The following is a 17,866-nucleotide window of genomic DNA, read 5'->3' as shown; positions in this document are numbered from 1 at the left end:
TCTGGCACGATGTTCTTCACACCCCCGCTCATTCCAGCGACGCTGATTTCCCGCTACAAGCGCTTCCTCTTCGATGCCGTTCTGGAAGACGGCACTGAGATCACCGGCTCCTGCCCCAATACCGGCTCCATGCGCGGGTTGACGACGCCGGGGTCCCGCATCTGGCTATCGCAGCACGACAGTCCCACCCGCAAATATCGCCACATGCTGGAAATGGTCGAGGCCGATGAAACCGTCGTCGGCATCAACACCGGCATGCCAAACCGGCTGGCGGAAGAAGCCATAATCAACGGCCGCATCCCGGAACTTGGGGGTTATTCGACGATCCGGCGCGAACAGAAATACGGCCGCAACTCTCGCATCGATTTCCTGCTATCCGACCCCGGCCGGCCGGACGCCTATGTGGAAGTCAAGAACGTGCATTTCATGCGCGAAAAGGGCCTTGCCGAGTTCCCCGATACCGCGACCAAACGCGGCGCCAAACATCTGGAGGAGTTGGGTGACGCCGCGGAACTTGGTCACCGTGCGGTGATGCTCTATCTCATCCAGCGCGACGATTGCGACCGCATGCGCATCTGCGACGATCTCGATCCAGTCTATGCGCTGGCTTTCGCACGGGCAATGGCGCGCGGTGTGGAAGCCTATGCGGTGAAATGCGCGGTCTCGCCGACACAAATTTCGGTCAGCGGAACGGTTAAGATGGACGAATGGCGTCCAGCTGTTTTATGAACAGGGACGTGAAGAGACAGAAAGCACTATGATGGTCACCTATATCGACGCAGCCTCCGCCCCCCTCAAGAATACGGGCGTCATCCGCCTTTATACGCCTGAGGATTTCGATGGCATGCGCAAGGCGTGCCAGCTGACGGCGCGTTGCCTCGATGAGCTGGCGGCCATCGTCAAGCCGGGTGTGACGACCGACGCCATCGACCGTTTCGTCTTCGAATTCGGCGCTGATCATGGCGCGTTGCCGGCGACGCTCAATTATCGCGGTTATACGAAGTCCGTCTGCACCTCGATCAACCATGTGGTCTGCCACGGCATTCCCGATGAAAAGCCGCTGCGCGAGGGCGATATCGTCAATATCGACGTGACCTACGTGCTGGACGGCTGGCATGGCGATTCGAGCCGCATGTATCCGGTCGGCCAGATCAAGCGCGCCGCCGAACGTCTGATGGAAGTAACTTATGAATGCCTGATGCGCGGGATTGCGGCGGTGAAGCCCGGTGCGCGAACCGGGGCAATCGGCGCCGCGATCCAGGCCTATGCGGAAGCTGAGCGCTGCTCTGTCGTGCGTGATTTCTGCGGCCATGGCGTCGGACGCCTGTTCCACGATACACCGAACATCCTGCATTACGGCCACCCCGAGGAAGGCCCGGAAATTCGCGAGGGCATGATTTTCACCATCGAGCCGATGATCAATCTCGGCAAGCCGCATGTGAAGGTGCTTTCCGATGGCTGGACGGCGGTCACTCGCGACCGGTCGCTTTCCGCGCAATACGAACATGCCGTCGGCGTCACCGCCACCGGCTGTGAAATTTTCACGCTGTCGCCGGGCGGCCTTGATCGTCCGGGCCTGCCGCCACTCGCTTAAGGCCCCACCATCCATGGCAAAACGCCCCGCCCCGCCTTCCGCCGATCTTTCTCCGACGTCAGGCTTCGAGGCGGGCGAAGGCGATCTGTTCGAAGGGGCAGACGAGCGCGGCTTTTTTTCAGAGCCACGCAGTGCGCCGAAAAAGGCAGAGGGGGCCGCAGCCGCTACGGAACACGAAGCGGATGCCGCTCACTATCACGGTCACCGAGACCGGTTGCGGGCGCGCTACCGCGATGGCGGGGATTCAGCGCTGGCCGATTATGAATTGCTGGAGCTTCTGTTGTTCCGGCTGATCCCGAGGCGCGATACAAAACCCATCGCAAAGGCGCTGCTTGCCCGGTTTGGCACTCTCGGCGGCGTGCTCGGTGCGCCGGTGGCCCTGTTGCAGGAGGTAAAGGGCGTGGGTGAGGCCGTCGCCCTCGACCTGAAGCTTGTCGCCTCCGTCTCCCAACGCATGCTGAAAAGCGAAATCCGCAACAAGCAGGTTCTCGGCTCGTGGTCGTCGGTCATCGACTATTGCCATGCCGCCATGGCCTACGAGACGCGGGAACAATTCCGCATTCTCTTCCTCGACAAGCGAAATGTCCTGATTGCCGACGAAGTTCAGGGACAGGGAACCGTGGACCACACGCCGGTCTACCCGCGCGAAATCGTTCGCCGGGCACTTGAACTTTCCTCTACAGCGTTGATTTTAATCCATAATCATCCAAGTGGGGATCCAACCCCTTCGCGTGCGGATATCGAGATGACCAAAACCATCATCGAGACGGCAAAGCCGCTTGGCATCACTGTCCACGACCATATCATCATTGGCAAGGACGGCCATGCCAGCTTCAAGGGTCTCCGACTGATCTGAAGCGGACGCGAATGTTTAACATGTCCTGCAACCCATAAGGGCGGCATCAACACAAAATTAACGCCTATAAATTAGCATTTCCGAAAATAATAAAACAAGGCATCGAACCTTGGTGCCTTTAGGAACGGGGGTGCTTTATGCGTAATGCAGTGCGTTTCCTTCGCGACAGAGCCGGCTCATCTGCCGTCGAGTTCGCCATTGTTGCTCCGATCTTCTTTCTCGTCCTGCTCACCATGATCGCCTACGGTATTTACCTCATGGCGGCCTACTCGGTTCAGCAGATTGCAGCCGACGCGGCTCGAACAGCCGTCGCCGGCCTCAACACGACCGAACGCCAGCAACTGGCCCGCGACTTCGTAACCAAAAGCGACCTCAGCTACGCTTTCATGGACAAGACCCGCTTCACCGTCAATGTCGCCACCGACCCTGCCAATGCGAACCAGTTTACGGTGAAAGTGGAATACGACGCCAGCAACCTGCCGATCTGGAGCCTCTACAGCTACACCCTGCCCGAGCCGGTGATCCGGCGCTTTTCAACCATCCGGATCGGAGGAGCATGACATGCGACATCTTCATTCCCTGCTCCCCCGCTTCCTCAAGGACAAGAGCGGCAATATCGCGATTTCCGCCGGCCTCACCGCACCGCTTTTCATCGGCATCCTGGCGCTGGGTGTCGATTACGGTAACCTCACATTGCAGAAACGGCAATTGCAGCAGACAGCCGATCTCGCGGCCATTTCCGGGGCGGCAAACGCTGCCGATCCGGAAAAAGCAGTCCAGCAATATTTCGCCCTCAATGGCATGGACCTCGGCGTCAAGACGGATAAGGGGCTGCTGACCGCCGAGGGGCTGCAACCCTTCGATCCGCTCAATGAGTTCGCGACCAGCAAGGGCTATGCGGAGGTCATCAAAGGTCACTATGAGCCGGATGCGACCGTGCCGGTGGGCCAGCGTTTCGTCGATAATGCGCTCCCCACCAACGCGATCAAGGTGAACATCGTCGAACAGGGGCAGATATTCTTTGCCTCCGCCTTCACAACGCCGCCGAAGGTCTCCGCAGTCGGCACTGCCTCGTCACAGAAGATCGCCGCGTATTCGGTGGGATCGCGCCTCGCCAGTCTGGATGAGGGCATCCTCAACAGCCTGCTTGGCGGCCTTCTCGGCACGACCGTGTCGCTGAAACTCATGGACTATCAGGCGCTTGTCGCCGCCGATGTCAATGCGCTGAAGATCGTCGAGGCGCTGGCCATCGATCTTAACCTGACCGCCGGCACCTATAAGGACGTTCTGCAGACAGAGATCAGCTACGGCAAATTTCTGGAAGTGCTGACGAAAACCACCGGCCTGCAACCGGCCGTCGTTACCGTCTTGAACACGCTCCAGAAGACCGTCAACAAAAGCAACGTCAAGATCAAGCTCGAGGAAATCCTCAATCTCGGCCCCCTCTCCGACAAGCTGATTGGAACCGGCGAAAACCTGAAAGTCACCGCCGGCGTCTTTGATCTCATCAACGCCGCAGCCGTGGCCGGTAATGGCGGCAAACAGCTTGGCCTCAATCTCAATGCCAATCTGCTCGGGCTCGCCTCCGTCAAGGCAACGCTCGCCATTGGCGAACCGCCCGTTGAAACGCCGTCGCTCGCCGTTGGCGGCCAGGGCACCATCGTGCGCACGGCGCAGACGCGGCTCGCACTCAATGTCGTGGTCGATGGCCTTCAGGCCCTTGCCGGCCTCAAGATCAATCTTCCGCTTTATGTAGAAGTCGCCCATGCCGAAGCACGCCTTGCCGATATCAGATGCACCGGCGGTGGACAGGGGACGGTGGATGTGGAAGTCGTCCCCGGCGTTGCGGAAATCGCGCTCGGCAACGTCGATACCTCGGCCTTTGCCAATTTCGGCAGGGATCCGCGCGTGACGAAAGCGGCGATCGTGGATTCGACGCTGCTCGCCATCAATGGCAGCGCCCTCATCAACGCCACCAACATGACGAAGACAAAACTCACCTTCACCCAGTCGGATATTACGCAAGCCAAGATCAAGAGCGTCTCGACCAAGGATACTGTCACGACGCTTGTCAGTTCGCTTCTGAAGAACCTCAATCTCGATATCAGGCTTCTCTTCATCAATCTTGATCTGGGGGGTCTCGCAGGCGTCCAGTCGGCGCTGGCCAACACGCTGGCGACAGTCACCGCGCCTGTGGACCAGCTGCTCTACAACGTGCTCCTCGTCCTCGGCGTCAAGATCGGTGAAGCCGATGTGCGGGTCACGGATGTCCGCTGCCAGCAGCCCGCGCTGGTGCAATAATCAACACCACGCACGAAAAAGCCGCCGGAGGGTCTCCCGGCGGCTTTTTTTTATACGTTAATCGCCCGGATCAGGCGTTGGCAATTGCCAGACGCTTTTCGTCGCGACCGCTCTTCATGCGCTCGGACAGCAGGAATGCCAGTTCCAGCGCCTGATCAGCGTTGAGGCGCGGATCGCAATGGGTGTGGTAACGGTCGGACAGCGAATCCGCCGTCACGGCGCGCGCGCCACCCGTGCACTCGGTCACGTCCTTGCCGGTCATCTCGATGTGGATGCCGCCCGGATGCGTGCCTTCGGCGCGATGGATCTGGAAGAAGCTTTCGACTTCCGACAGGATGCGCTCGAACGGCCGCGTCTTGTAGTGGTTGAGCGTGATCGTGTTGCCATGCATGGGATCGCAGGACCATACGACCTTGCGGCCTTCCTTTTCCACCGCACGGATGAGCTTCGGCAGGCTGTCTGCCACCTTGTCGTGGCCGAAACGGCAGATCAGGGTCAGACGGCCGGCCTCGTTCGTCGGGTTCAGCGCATCGATCAGCTCGATCAGATTGTCGGGCGTCAGCGAGGGACCACACTTCAGGCCGATCGGGTTCTTGATGCCGCGGAAATATTCGACATGCGCATGGTCGAGCTGACGCGTGCGGTCGCCGATCCAGATCATGTGGCCCGATGTCGCGTACCAGTCGCCGGAGGTGGAATCGATACGGGTCAGCGCCTCTTCGTAACCAAGCAGCAAGGCCTCATGGCTGGTGAAGAAATCCGTCTCGCGCAGGCTCGGATTGCTGTCGGCGCTGATGCCGATCGCCTTCATGAAGTCCATGGTTTCGGAAATGCGGTCGGCCAGCTTGCGGTAACGATCCGCCTGCGGGCTGTCCTTGATGAAGCCGAGCATCCACTGGTGAACGTTTTCGAGGTTGGCGTAACCGCCCATGGCGAAAGCGCGCAGCAGGTTCAGCGTCGCCGCCGACTGGCGGTAGGCGTCAAGCTGACGCTCCGGGCTCGGAATACGCGAGGCTTCGTTGAATTCGATGCCGTTGATGATGTCACCGCGGTAGGACGGCAGCGTCACGCCATCCTGCACTTCCACGTTGGAAGAGCGCGGCTTGGCAAACTGGCCGGCAATCCGTCCCACCTTTACGACTGGCAGCTGTGCACCGTAGGTCAGCACCACGGCCATCTGCAGGAAGGCGCGGAAGAAGTCACGGATATTGTCCGCGCCGTGCTCGAGGAAGCTTTCGGCGCAATCGCCGCCCTGCAGCAGGAAGGCGTTGCCTTCTGCCACATTGGCGAGCTGTTTTTTCAGGCGGCGGGCTTCACCGGCAAAGACCAGCGGCGGATAGGTCGCAAGCGTGGCTTCCGTCGCAGCAAGCGCTGCCGCATCAGGATATTCGGGAACCTGCTGGATCGGTTTCTGCCGCCAGCTGCCGGGGGTCCAATTCTGTGCCATGTTCTTACCCTTCCTTCGACCGCGCAAAGGACGCGCGACCGCCTCGAAAAATTGAGCGGCTTATAGCTCCAAGCACAGGCTTTGCATAGCCGATCTCCGAGAGAACCGGCCCATTCTGCTCTATTTGCGCACTCCGGAGGCATAAAAGTTAATTCAAACGATTTAATGCACCCGTCGCCGCCAGAAAAATACCTTCCCAGACGGCAACGAGCAGAGATAAGTAGCGATTAAATCACAGCTGCATCGGCGTTAGACCCGCTCGCCCTTCACCACTCGGTAGCTCGGCGAATACATCGTCACCAGCTCCTCGGCTGCCGTCGGATGAACAGCCATGGTGCGGTCGAAGTCATCCTTGGTGCAGCCGGCTTTCAGCGTGATACCGAGAAGCTGCGCCATTTCGCCGGCCTCGTGGCCGAGAATATGCACGCCAACCACCTTCCGGTCGCCAGCATTGACGATCAGCTTCATGATCGTCTTTTCCTGGCGGCCCGACAGCGTCGCCTTCATTGGCCGGAACTGTGCGCGATAAACTTCGAGTTCCGGATATTTCCAGGCCGCTTCCTCTTCTGACAGACCGACCGTGCCGATTTCCGGCTGCGAGAATACGGCCGTCGCGATCAACTCATGATCAGGTTTGGTCGGGTTGTTCTTGTATTCCGTCTCGATAAAGCACATGGCCTCGTGGATCGCCACGGGCGTCAGCTGTACCCGATCGGTGACGTCGCCCAGCGCGAAGATACTGGGCACGTTTGTGCGCGAATAGTCATCAACGATGATCGCGCCGCGCGAATCCACTTTCACACCGGCATTTTCAAGCCCGAGGCCCTTGGTGTTCGGATCGCGGCCAAGCGCCAGCATCACCAGACCGACATGCAGGGAATTGCCCTTGTTGGTGCGCGCCACGAAGCCGCCCGCGCCGTCCTTGCTCACTTCTTCGATGACATCTTCCAGAATGATGCGGATGCCCTTGGCTTCCATCGCCTCATGCAGACCCTTGCGCATGTCGTGATCGAAGCGCGACAGGATTTCCTTGCCGCGATAGATCAGCGTCGTTTCGACGCCAAGTCCATGGAAAATATTGGCAAATTCGACGGCGATGTAACCGCCGCCCGCAATCAGGATGGACTTCGGCAACTCTTCGAGATTGAAAGCCTCGTTGGACGAGATCGTCAGCTCGTGGCCGGGAAGCGCCCTGTGCTCGTTCGGCGTGCCGCCGACGGCAATCACGATACGCTCGGCGGTGAAAGTCTGTCCGGTTTTGGTCAGCTTGATGGTATGGGCATCGACCAGCTCGGCACGGCTCTCGAAAATATCGGCCTTGGCGTTTTCCAGTCCCTTGCGATAGAGACCTTCCAGCCGGGCAATTTCCTTGTCCTTCGCAGCGATCAGCTTCTTCCAATCGAAGCTGCGCTCACCCACGCTCCAGCCAAATCCTTCCGAATCCTCGAAATGTTCAGGGAATTGCGAAGCGTAGACGAACAGCTTCTTCGGCACGCAGCCGCGGATGACGCAGGTGCCGCCATATCGGTATTCTTCAGCAATGCCCACGCGCTTGCCGAGGGACGCCGCAACACGGCCGCTGCGCACGCCGCCGGAACCGCCACCGATGACGAAAAGATCGTAGTCATAAGCTGTCATAGTCAAAACCCCTGATCAAAATCGCCACGCTCCATCCTGAGCCAGCGGCGATGCATTCACGCCACATATAGGTGCTGCAACGCACAAAAGAAAAGCCCGGTATGGCAACCGGGCTTTGAATATTTCTGAACCTTGGAAGGCGCCTTACGGCTTGGCAGCCGGAGCGCCGCCCGTGGCATTGTGGTCGGCCGGAAGCGGCTTCAGGTCTGCGCCGGCGACCTTCTGCAGCTCGGTCATGCTGGAGGTGTTGAGGTCGCGGTTGATGCCGGCTGCCCAGATGTCGGCGGCCTTCATCAGTTCGCGGGTGGCGATCGGACCGTCCTTCAACAGCTTCTTGCCAGCTTCGCTGCCGTAGAACGTCGAAATGGCGTTCAGTTCCTCAACCGAGAAAGCGCGTGCGTAGGTCAGTGCGGCTTCACGCTCCAGATCAGCGCGGCGCGGTGCAAGCTCAAGCGCCTTGGCGTCGACGGTCGCGGTGATCGCGTCCTGAACATTGGGCGAAGCCTGAATGAGTTCGGCCTTCAGACGCTCGGCGAGGCCCGGCAGAATGTCGTCAAAACGGTCGGTTACACCAAGGGAGGTGATGGCCTTGCGTGCGGCAGCAATATGCGCTTCGGAAATTTCCTGGGCGCGTGCGGCAGTACCGAACACGATGCCGGAAATAAGGATCGAAGCAGCGGCAGCTTTGCCCAGTCCCGCTAGTTTGATCATGAAAATCTCGCTCCTGTTATACTGCCTGCATCACGCGGGCGCCTTCAGGACCCGCGATAATGGCAAGCGATGCCAAATTAATGAAAAGTCCGTGCTCAACGACACCGGGAATCGTGTGCAGATCGCGTGCTAGCGCTTCTGCATCAGGAATACGGCCAAAAGATGCGTCGAGAATGAGGTGTCCGCCGTCCGTCATGAAGGCGCCGTCGCCGGAAGCGCGAAGCTTCAGATCACCCGACAGGCCGGACCGCGATGCCAGCTTTTCGATGGCGATGCGGGTTGCGACCTGGCCAAACGGATTGATTTCGATCGGCAGGGGAAAGGCACCGAGGGTCTCGACGACCTTGGTCTGATCGGCAATCACGATCATGCGCGCCGAAGCCGCCGCCACGATTTTCTCGCGCAGCAGCGCGCCGCCACCGCCCTTGACGAGCCGCAGGGTATGATCGACCTCATCCGCACCATCAATAGTCAGATCAAGTTCAGGCAATTCATCGAGTGATTTCAAGGGCACACCAAGCTCGACGCACAGGCGCGCGGTGCGCTCTGATGTCGGAACCCCCTCAACCTTGAGGCCGGCAGCAACCTTTTCCGCCAGAAGCCGGACGAATTCCTCGGCCGTCGAACCCGTGCCGATCCCAAGGCGCATTCCGTCCTGCACGTGGGACAGTGCGGCCTCGGCGGCCTTGATCTTCATCTGGCGGGCATCCATGTGCCTGAAACTCCGGTAGCTTTGTTGTCGCCGTGCTGTTTACACGGGTCGAAAGCCAAACGAAAGCCTTTTTCAAGGCAACGAACAGAACGTTGCGATGCGGTTGCAAAGACAGGTGGCTTTGCCTAGGCTTGGCGCGAATGACAGAATGAATAGCTCAGCCCCGCATTCCCCAAGAGGCCGTTTCCGTGACATCCCGCCCGCTCTCCCCGCTCGCCATTTTTGATCTCGACGGTACGCTGGTCGATACCGCCGCCGATCTTGTCTCGAGCCTCAACTTCACAATCGCCGCCGCCGGCCTCGCACCTGTCACCTACGACGACCTTACTCACCTTGTTGGCCAGGGCGCGCGGGTCATGATCAAGCGCGCCTTCGCGCTGCGCGAGGCGGAATTGCCGGAAGCCGAAATCGATCCGCTTTATGATCGCTTTATCGCCCATTACCGCGCTGAAATGCCCGGCGAAAGCCGTCCCTACCCCGGCATCGTCAATGCACTGAATGGGCTCTCGCAGGCCGGCGTCGCTCTTGCTGTCTGCACCAACAAGACCGAAATCCTAGCCGTGCCGCTGCTCGATAAACTCGGCCTTACCCCGTACTTCAAGGCCATAACCTGTGGCGACACGTTCGAATTCCGCAAACCTGATGCGCGCCATATTCTCGGCACCATCGAAAAGGCAGGCGGAGACCCGCAACGCACCGTCATGGTCGGCGACAGCATCAATGATATCCTTGCAGCGAAAAACGCCAAGGTGCCCTCTATCGGGGTTACCTTCGGCTATACGGATGTGCCGATGGTGAAACTCGAGCCGGATGTCGTGATCAGCGATCTTGCGACGCTGACGCCGGAACTGTTCGAGCAGCTAGTCGCAAAGGGTGCCGCGGCGGCCTGAGACAACCCTTTTCGCCACCGTCATGCCGGACTTGATCCGGCATCCAGCCACGGCGCGTCTGCGCAGTGAAATGGGTCTTCGCGCGATCAAAGACTTGATCGCACTGGACCCCGGATCAAGTCCGGGGTGACGGCGTGCGGATGCTGCCGTTTAAACCCGCCATTCTTGTGGCCGACTTGCCATCGAACAAAAAAGCGCCGTTTCCGGCGCTTTTCCTCTCAACACGATGTCGATCAGATCGAGCTGGCCCTTGCCTTCGTCGTCACCGCAAAGGCTTTCTGCACGTAACTGTCGCGATCATACACATCGTCGAAGAACTGCACCTTGCCGTCCTTGTCAGGCCATGCGGTGAAGTAGGACACATAGACCGGGATTTTTACCGGCACCTGAACGGCGCGGTTCTTGCCGGAGGCGATCTGTTCGTTGACCTTGTCGATGGTGGTGCCGAGAACGGCAGCCGCCATACGGCGCGGCTCCACCAGACGGATACAGCCGTGGCTCAGTGCGCGCATGTCGCGGTTGAAGAAGCTCTTGGCCGGCGTGTCATGCATGTAGATGGCATGGGCGTTCGGGAAGAGGATTTTCAGGTCGCCCAGCGCATTGTCGCTGCTCGGCGGCTGGCGCACGGAAACGGCGTTGGTCGAGCCATACCAGTTGACGCTGGAGGACGACACGGCGCGGCCATTCACCTGCACTTCGTAACCCAGCCGGTCGAGATAGGACGGGTCGCGGCGCAGCTTCGGCAGCATTTCGTTGATGATGATCGACTGCGGCACGCCCCAATAGGGATTAAACTCGACGGTCTGAATCTCGTCTTGGAAGAAATAGGTCTGGTTTGCCTTGGAGCCGACCACGACCTTCATGCCGAACTGTTCGACACCATCATTGTGATAATAGGCCATGAAGGCGGGCTGGTTGATGAACACATAACGCTGGCCGAGATCGGCCGGCAGCCAGCGGATCTGCTCCATCGCCACCTGCACCTTGGCGATCTTGGCATCGTTGCTTTCGCCAACCATCGCGCGAACCGTTGCGCGACCGATCACGCCATCGGCCTTCAGGCCGTTTTCGCTCTGGAACGCCTTCACGAGGTCAACGAGATCGGGTGTGTATTCCGGCGTCTGCTGGTACGCGGAGATGATCGCCGCATGCTCTGTCTTGAAGGCAGGCGATGCGCGATGTTCAATGGCCTTAACCACACTCGCCATATCGGCGCTGCTGTTGCCGGGCTTCAGCACCAGGTCGGCGGGAACGCGCACGGCATGGGCAGCATCGCCCTCGCCACGCAGACGCGCAAGCTCTGCCTTCAGCGCCTGATATTCGGCGCTGGAGGGCTCGCGGCTGCGCAGATAGGCGGCCACATCGGGGCTCAGGCCCGCAAGTTTCAGAACGGGAGCGAGGTTCACCGTCTTGCGCTTGAAATCATGGTAGCCGGAAATCCGGTTCGGATCAACGCGACCGCGGGTCGTATCCTGCACATAGGCGAGAACTTTTGCCGAAAGCGCGAGCTCGAACTGCATCTGCGCCCGCTGATAAGCGTCGGAAACAGGCGCCGAGGCCGTCTCCACCGGCGTGCCGTTCGACGTGGCGCCGACGACATTGCTGCTGATGCTTGCAGTCACGTCCTTTGCCGGTGCGGAAATGCTGTAATCGGCAGGATCAAGGCCGCTTTCGCCAACCGTCTCGAGGAAAGCGAGGACGGCATTGGCGCGCTCGGTCAGTTCGCCGCCGGAAACCCACAGCGTCTTGCCGCCGGCGCCGTAATAGGCTTCCAGCGCCTTGGCGATCTCCGGCGTGGCGCTGAACTTCAGGTTGGCAAGGCCTTCGCCGAAATTCGCCGTGTTTACCGCACGGGCCGTATCCGCCTTATAATCATAATAGCGCGGGCCTGAAACGCGCGGCAGAGGCTCAGGGTCGGAAGCATCCGCGCTCTGCGCAGTACCCGATGCAGAACCGGACGGTGAGGTGACGATACCGGCGGGCGGCAACTCGCCGCGGTCACGCGCGATCTTGCCCGGGCCGCCGCGAAGGAGGTCCATCAGGGTCACCGCCCCGGCACTGCCGGGAAGAGCGGTTGAAACGGAAAGACCGAGAGCCAGCACCAGTGCTGCCGATGATTTTCCAGATGTGACTTGCAATTTGATCCTCGTAGCACCCAGCACCACCGGAAAAACGGCGGGCATCAGTTTCATGCATCTCTAGCCGATCAACGGCCCGTTGAAAAGAAAACGCCCAAAGCCCAAAATCGTGCCGAAATGAACCTCATAATACAGCCGAAGCCATAAAAACGTAATTTCCAGAATTGGCGAGAATGGTTAAATTTCTATTTATTTCATTCACTTTGCTTTGACCCGGACGCCACGGAAGCATGCGGCAAAAGCCCGGCTTCTCGGCCTTTTCAGCACGTAGTAAAAATGCCACGCGGGCGCCTTTTTCTTCTTGCCCCACCGGGCGCACGCCAATCGCTGCAAGCCGAAGGGAAATATCTTCCCGCGCCGCATGACAGCGGCTTTCTTTGCTGCCGCGATGATTCTATATATCGGCCGCGCAAGGCGGGCGAAGGCGCCGTTTTGGCGGAGGAACACGAGTAAAAAGGCAAGATTGATGACAGCCACACGGACGGAAACCGATACATTTGGCCCTATTGACGTTCAGGCCGATCGCTACTGGGGCGCGCAGGCGCAGCGCTCGCTCGGCAACTTCAAGATCGGCTGGGAAAAGCAGCCGGCATCGGTCGTTCGCGCGCTCGGCATCGTCAAACAGGCCGCCGCCCGCGCCAACATGGCGCTTGCCGGCCTCGACCCGAAGATCGGCGAAGCCATCATCGCCGCCGCACAGGAAGTCATCGACGGCAAGCTGACCGAGCACTTCCCGCTCGTCGTCTGGCAGACCGGTTCGGGCACCCAGTCCAACATGAACGCCAACGAGGTGATTTCCAACCGCGCAATCGAGATGCTCGGCGGCGAAATGGGCAGCAAGAAGCCGGTTCATCCCAACGACCACGTCAATATGAGCCAGTCCTCGAACGACACTTATCCGACGGCGATGCACATCGCCTGCGTCGAGCAGATCGTTCACCACCTGCTGCCGAGCCTCAGGCACCTGCACAAGGCGCTGGAAGCCAAGGTCAAGCAGTTCGAAAAGATCATCAAGATCGGTCGCACCCACACGCAGGACGCAACGCCGCTGACGCTCGGCCAGGAATTCTCCGGTTACGCCGCTCAGGTGGCCTCCGCCATCGCCAACATCGAAACCACCCTGCCCGCGCTGTCGAAGCTCGCCCAGGGCGGCACGGCCGTCGGCACTGGTCTTAATGCCCCGGTCGGTTTTGCCGAAAAGGTCGCCGAAGAAATCTCTGAGATTACCGGCCTTTCCTTCGTCACCGCGCCGAACAAGTTCGAAGCGCTTGCCTCGCATGATTCCATGGTCTTCTCCCATGGTGCGATCAATGCGGCCGCTGCGGCGCTCTTCAAGATCGCCAACGACATCCGCTTCCTCGGCTCCGGCCCCCGCGCCGGTCTCGGCGAACTCTCGCTGCCGGAAAACGAACCCGGCTCGTCGATCATGCCGGGCAAGGTGAACCCGACCCAGTCGGAAGCACTGACGCAGGTTTGCGCCCACATCTTCGGCAACAATGCAGCGCTTTCATTTGCCGGTTCGCAGGGCCACTTCGAGCTCAACGTCTACAACCCGATGATGGCCTACAACTTCCTGCAGTCGGTCCAGCTTCTGGGCGACGCCGCCGTCTCCTTCACCGACAATTGCGTCGTCGGCATCGAGGCCCGCGAAGACAATATCAAGAAGGGCGTCGAAAACTCTCTGATGCTGGTGACGGCGCTGAACGGCAAGCTCGGCTACGACATCTGCGCCAAGATCGCCAAGACCGCCCACAAGAACGGCACGACGCTGCGCGAAGAAGCCGTTGGTGGCGGATACCTCACCAACGAGGAATTCGACCAGTTTGTACGGCCGGAGAACATGATCGGGCCGAAGTAAGCCTGTTTGAATTTTGGTGGAATGCAAAACGGGCCTTCGGGCCCGTTTTTTTTAGTCAACAGAAGAAAAGCCCATTCAGAACGAATCTCAGGATGATCAGTCGGGGAAGAGTTCTCCGTCATGCCGGACTTGATCCGGCATCCAGCTACGGCGCGTCTGCGCCGTCAAAAAAGTCTTTTACGATTAAAGACTTGATCGTACTGGACCCCGGATCTAGTCCGGATGACGGAGGAAAAGTCTAGCTCTCCCCAAATAAAAAAGGGCCGCTTTCGCGACCCTCTTCGTAAACCTTCAAACCGTCAAACCAGCCGGCTCTGCTCCACCGCCGCTTCGATGAAGCTGGCGAAAAGCGGATGCGGGTCGAGCGGGCGGCTCTTGAGTTCCGGGTGATACTGAACGCCAATGAACCAGGGATGATCAGGATATTCCACCGTTTCCGGAAGCACACCATCCGGAGACATGCCCGAGAAGACCAAGCCGCAGTTTTCCAGCCGGTCCTTGTAGTCCACATTCACCTCGTAGCGGTGACGGTGGCGCTCGGAAATATCCGTGGAGCCGTAAATCTCGGCGATCTTGGTATCTTTCTTCAGCGCCGCCTTGTAGGCGCCGAGGCGCATCGTGCCGCCGAGATCGCCCTTGGAGGAGCGCTTTTCGAGCTCGTTGCCCTTCACCCATTCGGTCATCAGACCAACAACCGGCTCGGCAGTCGGGCCGAATTCGGTGGAGGAGGCATTTTCAATGCCGGCCAGATGACGCGCCGCTTCCACGACCGCCATCTGCATGCCGAAGCAGATGCCGAAATACGGCACGTTCCGCTCACGCGCAAACTGCGCCGCCATGATCTTGCCTTCAGAACCGCGCTCGCCGAAACCACCCGGCACCAGAATGCCGTTGACCTTTTCAAGGTATGGCGTCGGATCTTCCTTTTCGAAGACTTCCGACTCGATCCACTCGAGCTTGACCTTGACGCGGTTGGCAAAGCCGCCGTGATGCAGCGCCTCGATCAGCGACTTATACGCGTCCTTGAGGCCGGTATATTTGCCGACGATCGCAATCGTCACTTCGCCTTCCGGCGTGCGGATACGGTTGCAAACCTCTTCCCACTGTTCCAGACGCGGCTTCGGCGCCGGCTCGATGCCGAAAGCGGCCAGCACTTCCGAATCGAGGCCTTCCTTGTGGTAGGCAATCGGAACGTCGTAGATATTCGCCACATCCAGCGCCTGGATGACGGCGGAAGGACGCACGTTGCAGAACAGCGAAAGCTTGCGGCGTTCCGCTTCAGGGATTTCCCGGTCGGCGCGCACGAGCAAAATGTCGGGGTGGATACCGAGCGCCTGCAGTTCCTTCACGGAATGCTGGGTCGGCTTGGTCTTCAATTCGCCAGCCGCCGGAATGTAGGGCATCAGCGTCAGGTGAAGATAGATCGCGGTTCCGCGCGGCAGGTCGTTGCCGAGCTGACGGATCGCTTCCATGAACGGCATCGCCTCAATGTCACCCACCGTGCCGCCGATCTCGCAGATGACGAAGTCGTAATCGTCATTGCCTTCGATCACGAAATCCTTGATCTCGTTGGTGACATGCGGAATGACCTGAACCGTTGCGCCGAGATAATCGCCGCGCCGTTCCTTGTCGATGATGTTCTTGTAGATGCGACCGGTCGTGATGTTGTCGGTCTTGGTGGCCGAACGCCCGGTAAAGCGTTCATAGTGGCCAAGGTCGAGGTCCGTCTCGGCACCGTCGTCAGTCACGAACACTTCGCCGTGCTGTGTCGGGCTCATGGTGCCGGGATCAACGTTCAGATAGGGGTCGAGTTTGCGAAGCCGCACCCGATAACCACGGGATTGCAGCAAAGCTCCGAGTGCAGCAGCTGCGATGCCCTTACCGAGAGAGGAGACCACGCCGCCTGTGATGAATACATATCGCGCCATGGGATTCACCGGATACCTTTTTACCTCTGATTCCGCCAGCCCAAATTTCATGATGTTGCAAATTCGCTGTTGACGAATTCACAGTTCAACTGGCCGGAATGCGAACAAAAGAAAACCGGCAGGCATTACAGCGCCGCGCGTCATAGACGCGCAAAGGACGCTGTAACGCTTCCAGGTCGGCGCATAGGCCTTTCTTTAAATCATGAATGATTTCAAGGGCTATGCGCTGGCCTGCCGGAGCGTTAAATCAAAACCGGGCTTATTGACCGGTCGGAACTGCGTTCGGATCGGCGGGCTGCGCCGGGGCCGGAGCGGCGGTACCGGAAGCGGCCGGAGCCGGTGTCGTCTGTGCGGGTGCGTTCTGGGCCGGTGCAGCAGCACCGCTATTGGTCGGCACGCCATTTTCAGCCGGAGCCGGGGTTGCCGGTGCCGTGGTCGACGGGCCGAGCGTATCCAGAATGCCGTTACCCTGCCCCTGCGTGGCCGGGATACGATCGAGAATATCGGTCGGGCGCGACTCGTACCGGGTCATGAGACCAAGGCCGAGCGATGTCAGAAAGAACAGCGCGGCGAGGATGCCCGTGGTGCGGGTCAGCGCATTGGCCGTTCCGCGCGCGGACATGAAGCCCGAACCGCCGCCGATGCCGAGGCCGCCGCCTTCGGAACGCTGGATCAGGACCACGCCGACAAGCGCCAGCACGATCATGAGGTGAATTACAATCAAAACGGTCTGCATGACAATCCATTCCATGCCCCGCGCGGAGCACCATAAAGAAGGTTTTGCGGCTCTTTACATGAGGCGAAGGCTTATTCCAAGCCCCTTTCCCGATACTCTTTCAGGAAAGCCTCATTCAGGCCGTCAGTCGCTCATATGCCGCATAGATGGACAGGAAGTCCGACGCTTTCAAGCTCGCCCCACCAATCAGCGCGCCATCGACATTTTCAACGCCCATCAACTCCAGCGCATTGGTCGGCTTTACCGAGCCGCCATAAAGAATGCGCATTGTCTTGCCGGCATCGCCGAAGCGCTTGACGAGCTCGTCGCGCATGAAGGCGTGGGCCTCGCGCACATCTTGCGTGGTGGGGGTAAGACCGGTGCCGATCGCCCAGACGGGTTCATAAGCGATAACGGTATTTTCCGCGGTCGCCTCATCCGGCAGCGAGCCGGCAAGCTGGCGCTTCAGGATATCGAGCGTCTGGCCCGCCTTGCGCTCATCCGCCGTTTCCCCAATGCAGACGATGGCAATGAGATCGGCCGCATGGGCAGCGGATGCCTTTGCGCGTACCAGATGGTCGGTCTCGGCATGGTCGGTGCGGCGCTCGGAGTGGCCAACGATGACATGGGTGCCGAAGCAGTCGGCAATCATCTCAGCGGAGATATCGCCGGTATGGGCGCCGGAGGCATTCTGGTGGCAATCCTGCGCGCCGATCATCAACGGGCTGTCATCACAGAGCGCGGTCGCGACATAAAGCAGTGTGGAAGGCGGGCAGATCAGCGCATCCACCTTTTCGGACAGCGCGCCCTTGACGCCCTCTGCCATGGCCTTGATCTGATCGAGTGAGGCACGCGTGCCGTTCATCTTCCAGTTTCCGGCAACAAGCGGTCGAACATTCGGCGTCATGCGTATCCCATTCCCTTTGTCTAGGAGCGCCGCTTGAGGCACCCCATCCGTCGGCCGAAGCCGGCCCTTGATCAAGACAGAAGCTCTGCCTGAATTTCCCGGATATTCCTTTAGCCGCAGCCGGCGGCAATTGGTACAAAAAAGCGGTCCGAGGGTTAAAGCCAGCGACAA

Annotated in this window: 15 protein-coding genes; 7 read left to right on the top strand and 8 right to left on the bottom strand. The window is 59.6% G+C overall.

All coding sequences use genetic code 11. The annotated features are described in order from the left end of the window. Positions 1-9 precede the first annotated feature (9 nt). The 5 genes from sfsA (at position 10) to FS804_RS01610 (ending at position 4,751) form a co-directional block, all read left to right on the top strand. Positions 10-729: a DNA/RNA nuclease SfsA gene (sfsA, locus tag FS804_RS01630; protein WP_144574154.1), complete on the top strand. Its 720-nt coding sequence runs from the start codon at positions 10-12 to the stop codon at positions 727-729. 31 nt (positions 730-760) lie between these two features. After that, positions 761-1,594, top strand: a complete 834-nt coding sequence (map, locus tag FS804_RS01625; protein ID WP_172801608.1) for a type I methionyl aminopeptidase — start codon at positions 761-763, stop codon at positions 1,592-1,594. A gap of 13 nt (positions 1,595-1,607) precedes the next feature. After that, positions 1,608-2,450: a DNA repair protein RadC gene (gene radC, locus FS804_RS01620; RefSeq protein ID WP_144574152.1), complete on the top strand. Its 843-nt coding sequence runs from the start codon at positions 1,608-1,610 to the stop codon at positions 2,448-2,450. Positions 2,451-2,587: 137 nt separating this feature from the next. Further along, positions 2,588-3,010: a TadE/TadG family type IV pilus assembly protein gene (locus FS804_RS01615; protein WP_063948914.1), complete on the top strand. Its 423-nt coding sequence runs from the start codon at positions 2,588-2,590 to the stop codon at positions 3,008-3,010. A 1-nt stretch (position 3,011) separates the two neighbouring features. Continuing rightward, positions 3,012-4,751, top strand: coding sequence for a TadG family pilus assembly protein (locus tag FS804_RS01610; protein ID WP_144574150.1), 1,740 nt, complete (start codon positions 3,012-3,014; stop codon positions 4,749-4,751). A gap of 70 nt (positions 4,752-4,821) precedes the next feature. Here FS804_RS01610 and FS804_RS01605 read toward each other — a convergent pair whose 3' ends face one another. The 4 genes from FS804_RS01605 to rpiA all read right to left on the bottom strand — a co-directional run bounded on the left by FS804_RS01605 (position 4,822) and on the right by rpiA (position 9,259). Next, on the bottom strand, positions 4,822-6,198 hold the full coding sequence (locus FS804_RS01605; RefSeq protein ID WP_063948912.1) for a class II 3-deoxy-7-phosphoheptulonate synthase: 1,377 nt from the start codon (positions 6,196-6,198) through the stop codon (positions 4,822-4,824). A gap of 249 nt (positions 6,199-6,447) precedes the next feature. Then, the gene (gene gor, locus FS804_RS01600; protein WP_144574148.1) at positions 6,448-7,836 is read right to left on the bottom strand and encodes a glutathione-disulfide reductase; all 1,389 of its coding nucleotides are present in this window, start codon (positions 7,834-7,836) and stop codon (positions 6,448-6,450) included. Positions 7,837-7,980: 144 nt separating this feature from the next. Continuing rightward, positions 7,981-8,547: a DUF2059 domain-containing protein gene (locus FS804_RS01595; RefSeq protein WP_063948910.1), complete on the bottom strand. Its 567-nt coding sequence runs from the start codon at positions 8,545-8,547 to the stop codon at positions 7,981-7,983. Positions 8,548-8,563: 16 nt separating this feature from the next. Beyond that, positions 8,564-9,259: a ribose-5-phosphate isomerase RpiA gene (rpiA, locus tag FS804_RS01590; protein WP_144574146.1), complete on the bottom strand. Its 696-nt coding sequence runs from the start codon at positions 9,257-9,259 to the stop codon at positions 8,564-8,566. A gap of 188 nt (positions 9,260-9,447) precedes the next feature. On the opposite strand from rpiA, the gene FS804_RS01585 reads away from it, so the two are divergent. Further along, positions 9,448-10,149, top strand: coding sequence for a phosphoglycolate phosphatase (locus FS804_RS01585; RefSeq protein WP_144574144.1), 702 nt, complete (start codon positions 9,448-9,450; stop codon positions 10,147-10,149). 233 nt (positions 10,150-10,382) lie between these two features. Here FS804_RS01585 and FS804_RS01580 read toward each other — a convergent pair whose 3' ends face one another. Next, a complete protein-coding gene (locus FS804_RS01580) occupies positions 10,383-12,251 on the bottom strand; it encodes a murein L,D-transpeptidase (RefSeq protein ID WP_186376722.1) in 1,869 nt (622 codons plus the stop codon). 502 nt (positions 12,252-12,753) lie between these two features. Here FS804_RS01580 and fumC point away from each other — a divergent pair. Further along, a complete protein-coding gene (gene fumC, locus FS804_RS01575; protein WP_063948908.1) occupies positions 12,754-14,145 on the top strand; it encodes a class II fumarate hydratase in 1,392 nt (463 codons plus the stop codon). A gap of 299 nt (positions 14,146-14,444) precedes the next feature. Here the strand turns inward: fumC and FS804_RS01570 are convergent, their stop codons facing one another. The 3 genes from FS804_RS01570 to tpiA all read right to left on the bottom strand — a co-directional run bounded on the left by FS804_RS01570 (position 14,445) and on the right by tpiA (position 17,695). After that, entirely contained in the window at positions 14,445-16,073 is a 1,629-nt protein-coding gene (locus tag FS804_RS01570) for a CTP synthase (protein WP_063949116.1), read from the bottom strand. A 259-nt stretch (positions 16,074-16,332) separates the two neighbouring features. Continuing rightward, positions 16,333-16,809 (bottom strand): preprotein translocase subunit SecG, encoded by a 477-nt coding sequence (gene secG, locus FS804_RS01565; RefSeq protein WP_144574141.1) that lies wholly within the window; start codon positions 16,807-16,809, stop codon positions 16,333-16,335. Between the two features lie 115 nt (positions 16,810-16,924). Then, the gene (tpiA, locus tag FS804_RS01560; protein ID WP_063948907.1) at positions 16,925-17,695 is read right to left on the bottom strand and encodes a triose-phosphate isomerase; all 771 of its coding nucleotides are present in this window, start codon (positions 17,693-17,695) and stop codon (positions 16,925-16,927) included. Positions 17,696-17,866: the final 171 nt, after the last annotated feature.

Source organism: Agrobacterium sp. DE0009 (assembly GCF_007680755.1).
GTDB classification, from domain to species: Bacteria; Pseudomonadota; Alphaproteobacteria; order Rhizobiales; family Rhizobiaceae; genus Agrobacterium; species Agrobacterium tumefaciens_B.
This window is presented reverse-complemented; position numbering and strand designations above follow the sequence as displayed.

Bases quoted from the DNA above. Each gene is read 5' to 3' on its own strand.
- sfsA (WP_144574154.1), top strand. From the start codon at position 10: ATGTTCTTCACACCCCCGCTCATTCCAGCGACGCTGATTTCCCGCTAC.
- map (WP_172801608.1), top strand. From the start codon at position 761: ATGGTCACCTATATCGACGCAGCCTCCGCCCCCCTCAAGAATACGGGC.
- radC (WP_144574152.1), top strand. From the start codon at position 1,608: ATGGCAAAACGCCCCGCCCCGCCTTCCGCCGATCTTTCTCCGACGTCA.
- FS804_RS01615 (WP_063948914.1), top strand. From the start codon at position 2,588: ATGCGTAATGCAGTGCGTTTCCTTCGCGACAGAGCCGGCTCATCTGCC.
- FS804_RS01610 (WP_144574150.1), top strand. From the start codon at position 3,012: ATGCGACATCTTCATTCCCTGCTCCCCCGCTTCCTCAAGGACAAGAGC.
- FS804_RS01605 (WP_063948912.1), bottom strand. From the start codon at position 6,198: ATGGCACAGAATTGGACCCCCGGCAGCTGGCGGCAGAAACCGATCCAG.
- gor (WP_144574148.1), bottom strand. From the start codon at position 7,836: ATGACAGCTTATGACTACGATCTTTTCGTCATCGGTGGCGGTTCCGGC.
- FS804_RS01595 (WP_063948910.1), bottom strand. From the start codon at position 8,547: ATGATCAAACTAGCGGGACTGGGCAAAGCTGCCGCTGCTTCGATCCTT.
- rpiA (WP_144574146.1), bottom strand. From the start codon at position 9,259: ATGGATGCCCGCCAGATGAAGATCAAGGCCGCCGAGGCCGCACTGTCC.
- fumC (WP_063948908.1), top strand. From the start codon at position 12,754: ATGACAGCCACACGGACGGAAACCGATACATTTGGCCCTATTGACGTT.
- FS804_RS01570 (WP_063949116.1), bottom strand. From the start codon at position 16,073: ATGGCGCGATATGTATTCATCACAGGCGGCGTGGTCTCCTCTCTCGGT.
- secG (WP_144574141.1), bottom strand. From the start codon at position 16,809: ATGCAGACCGTTTTGATTGTAATTCACCTCATGATCGTGCTGGCGCTT.
- tpiA (WP_063948907.1), bottom strand. From the start codon at position 17,695: ATGACGCCGAATGTTCGACCGCTTGTTGCCGGAAACTGGAAGATGAAC.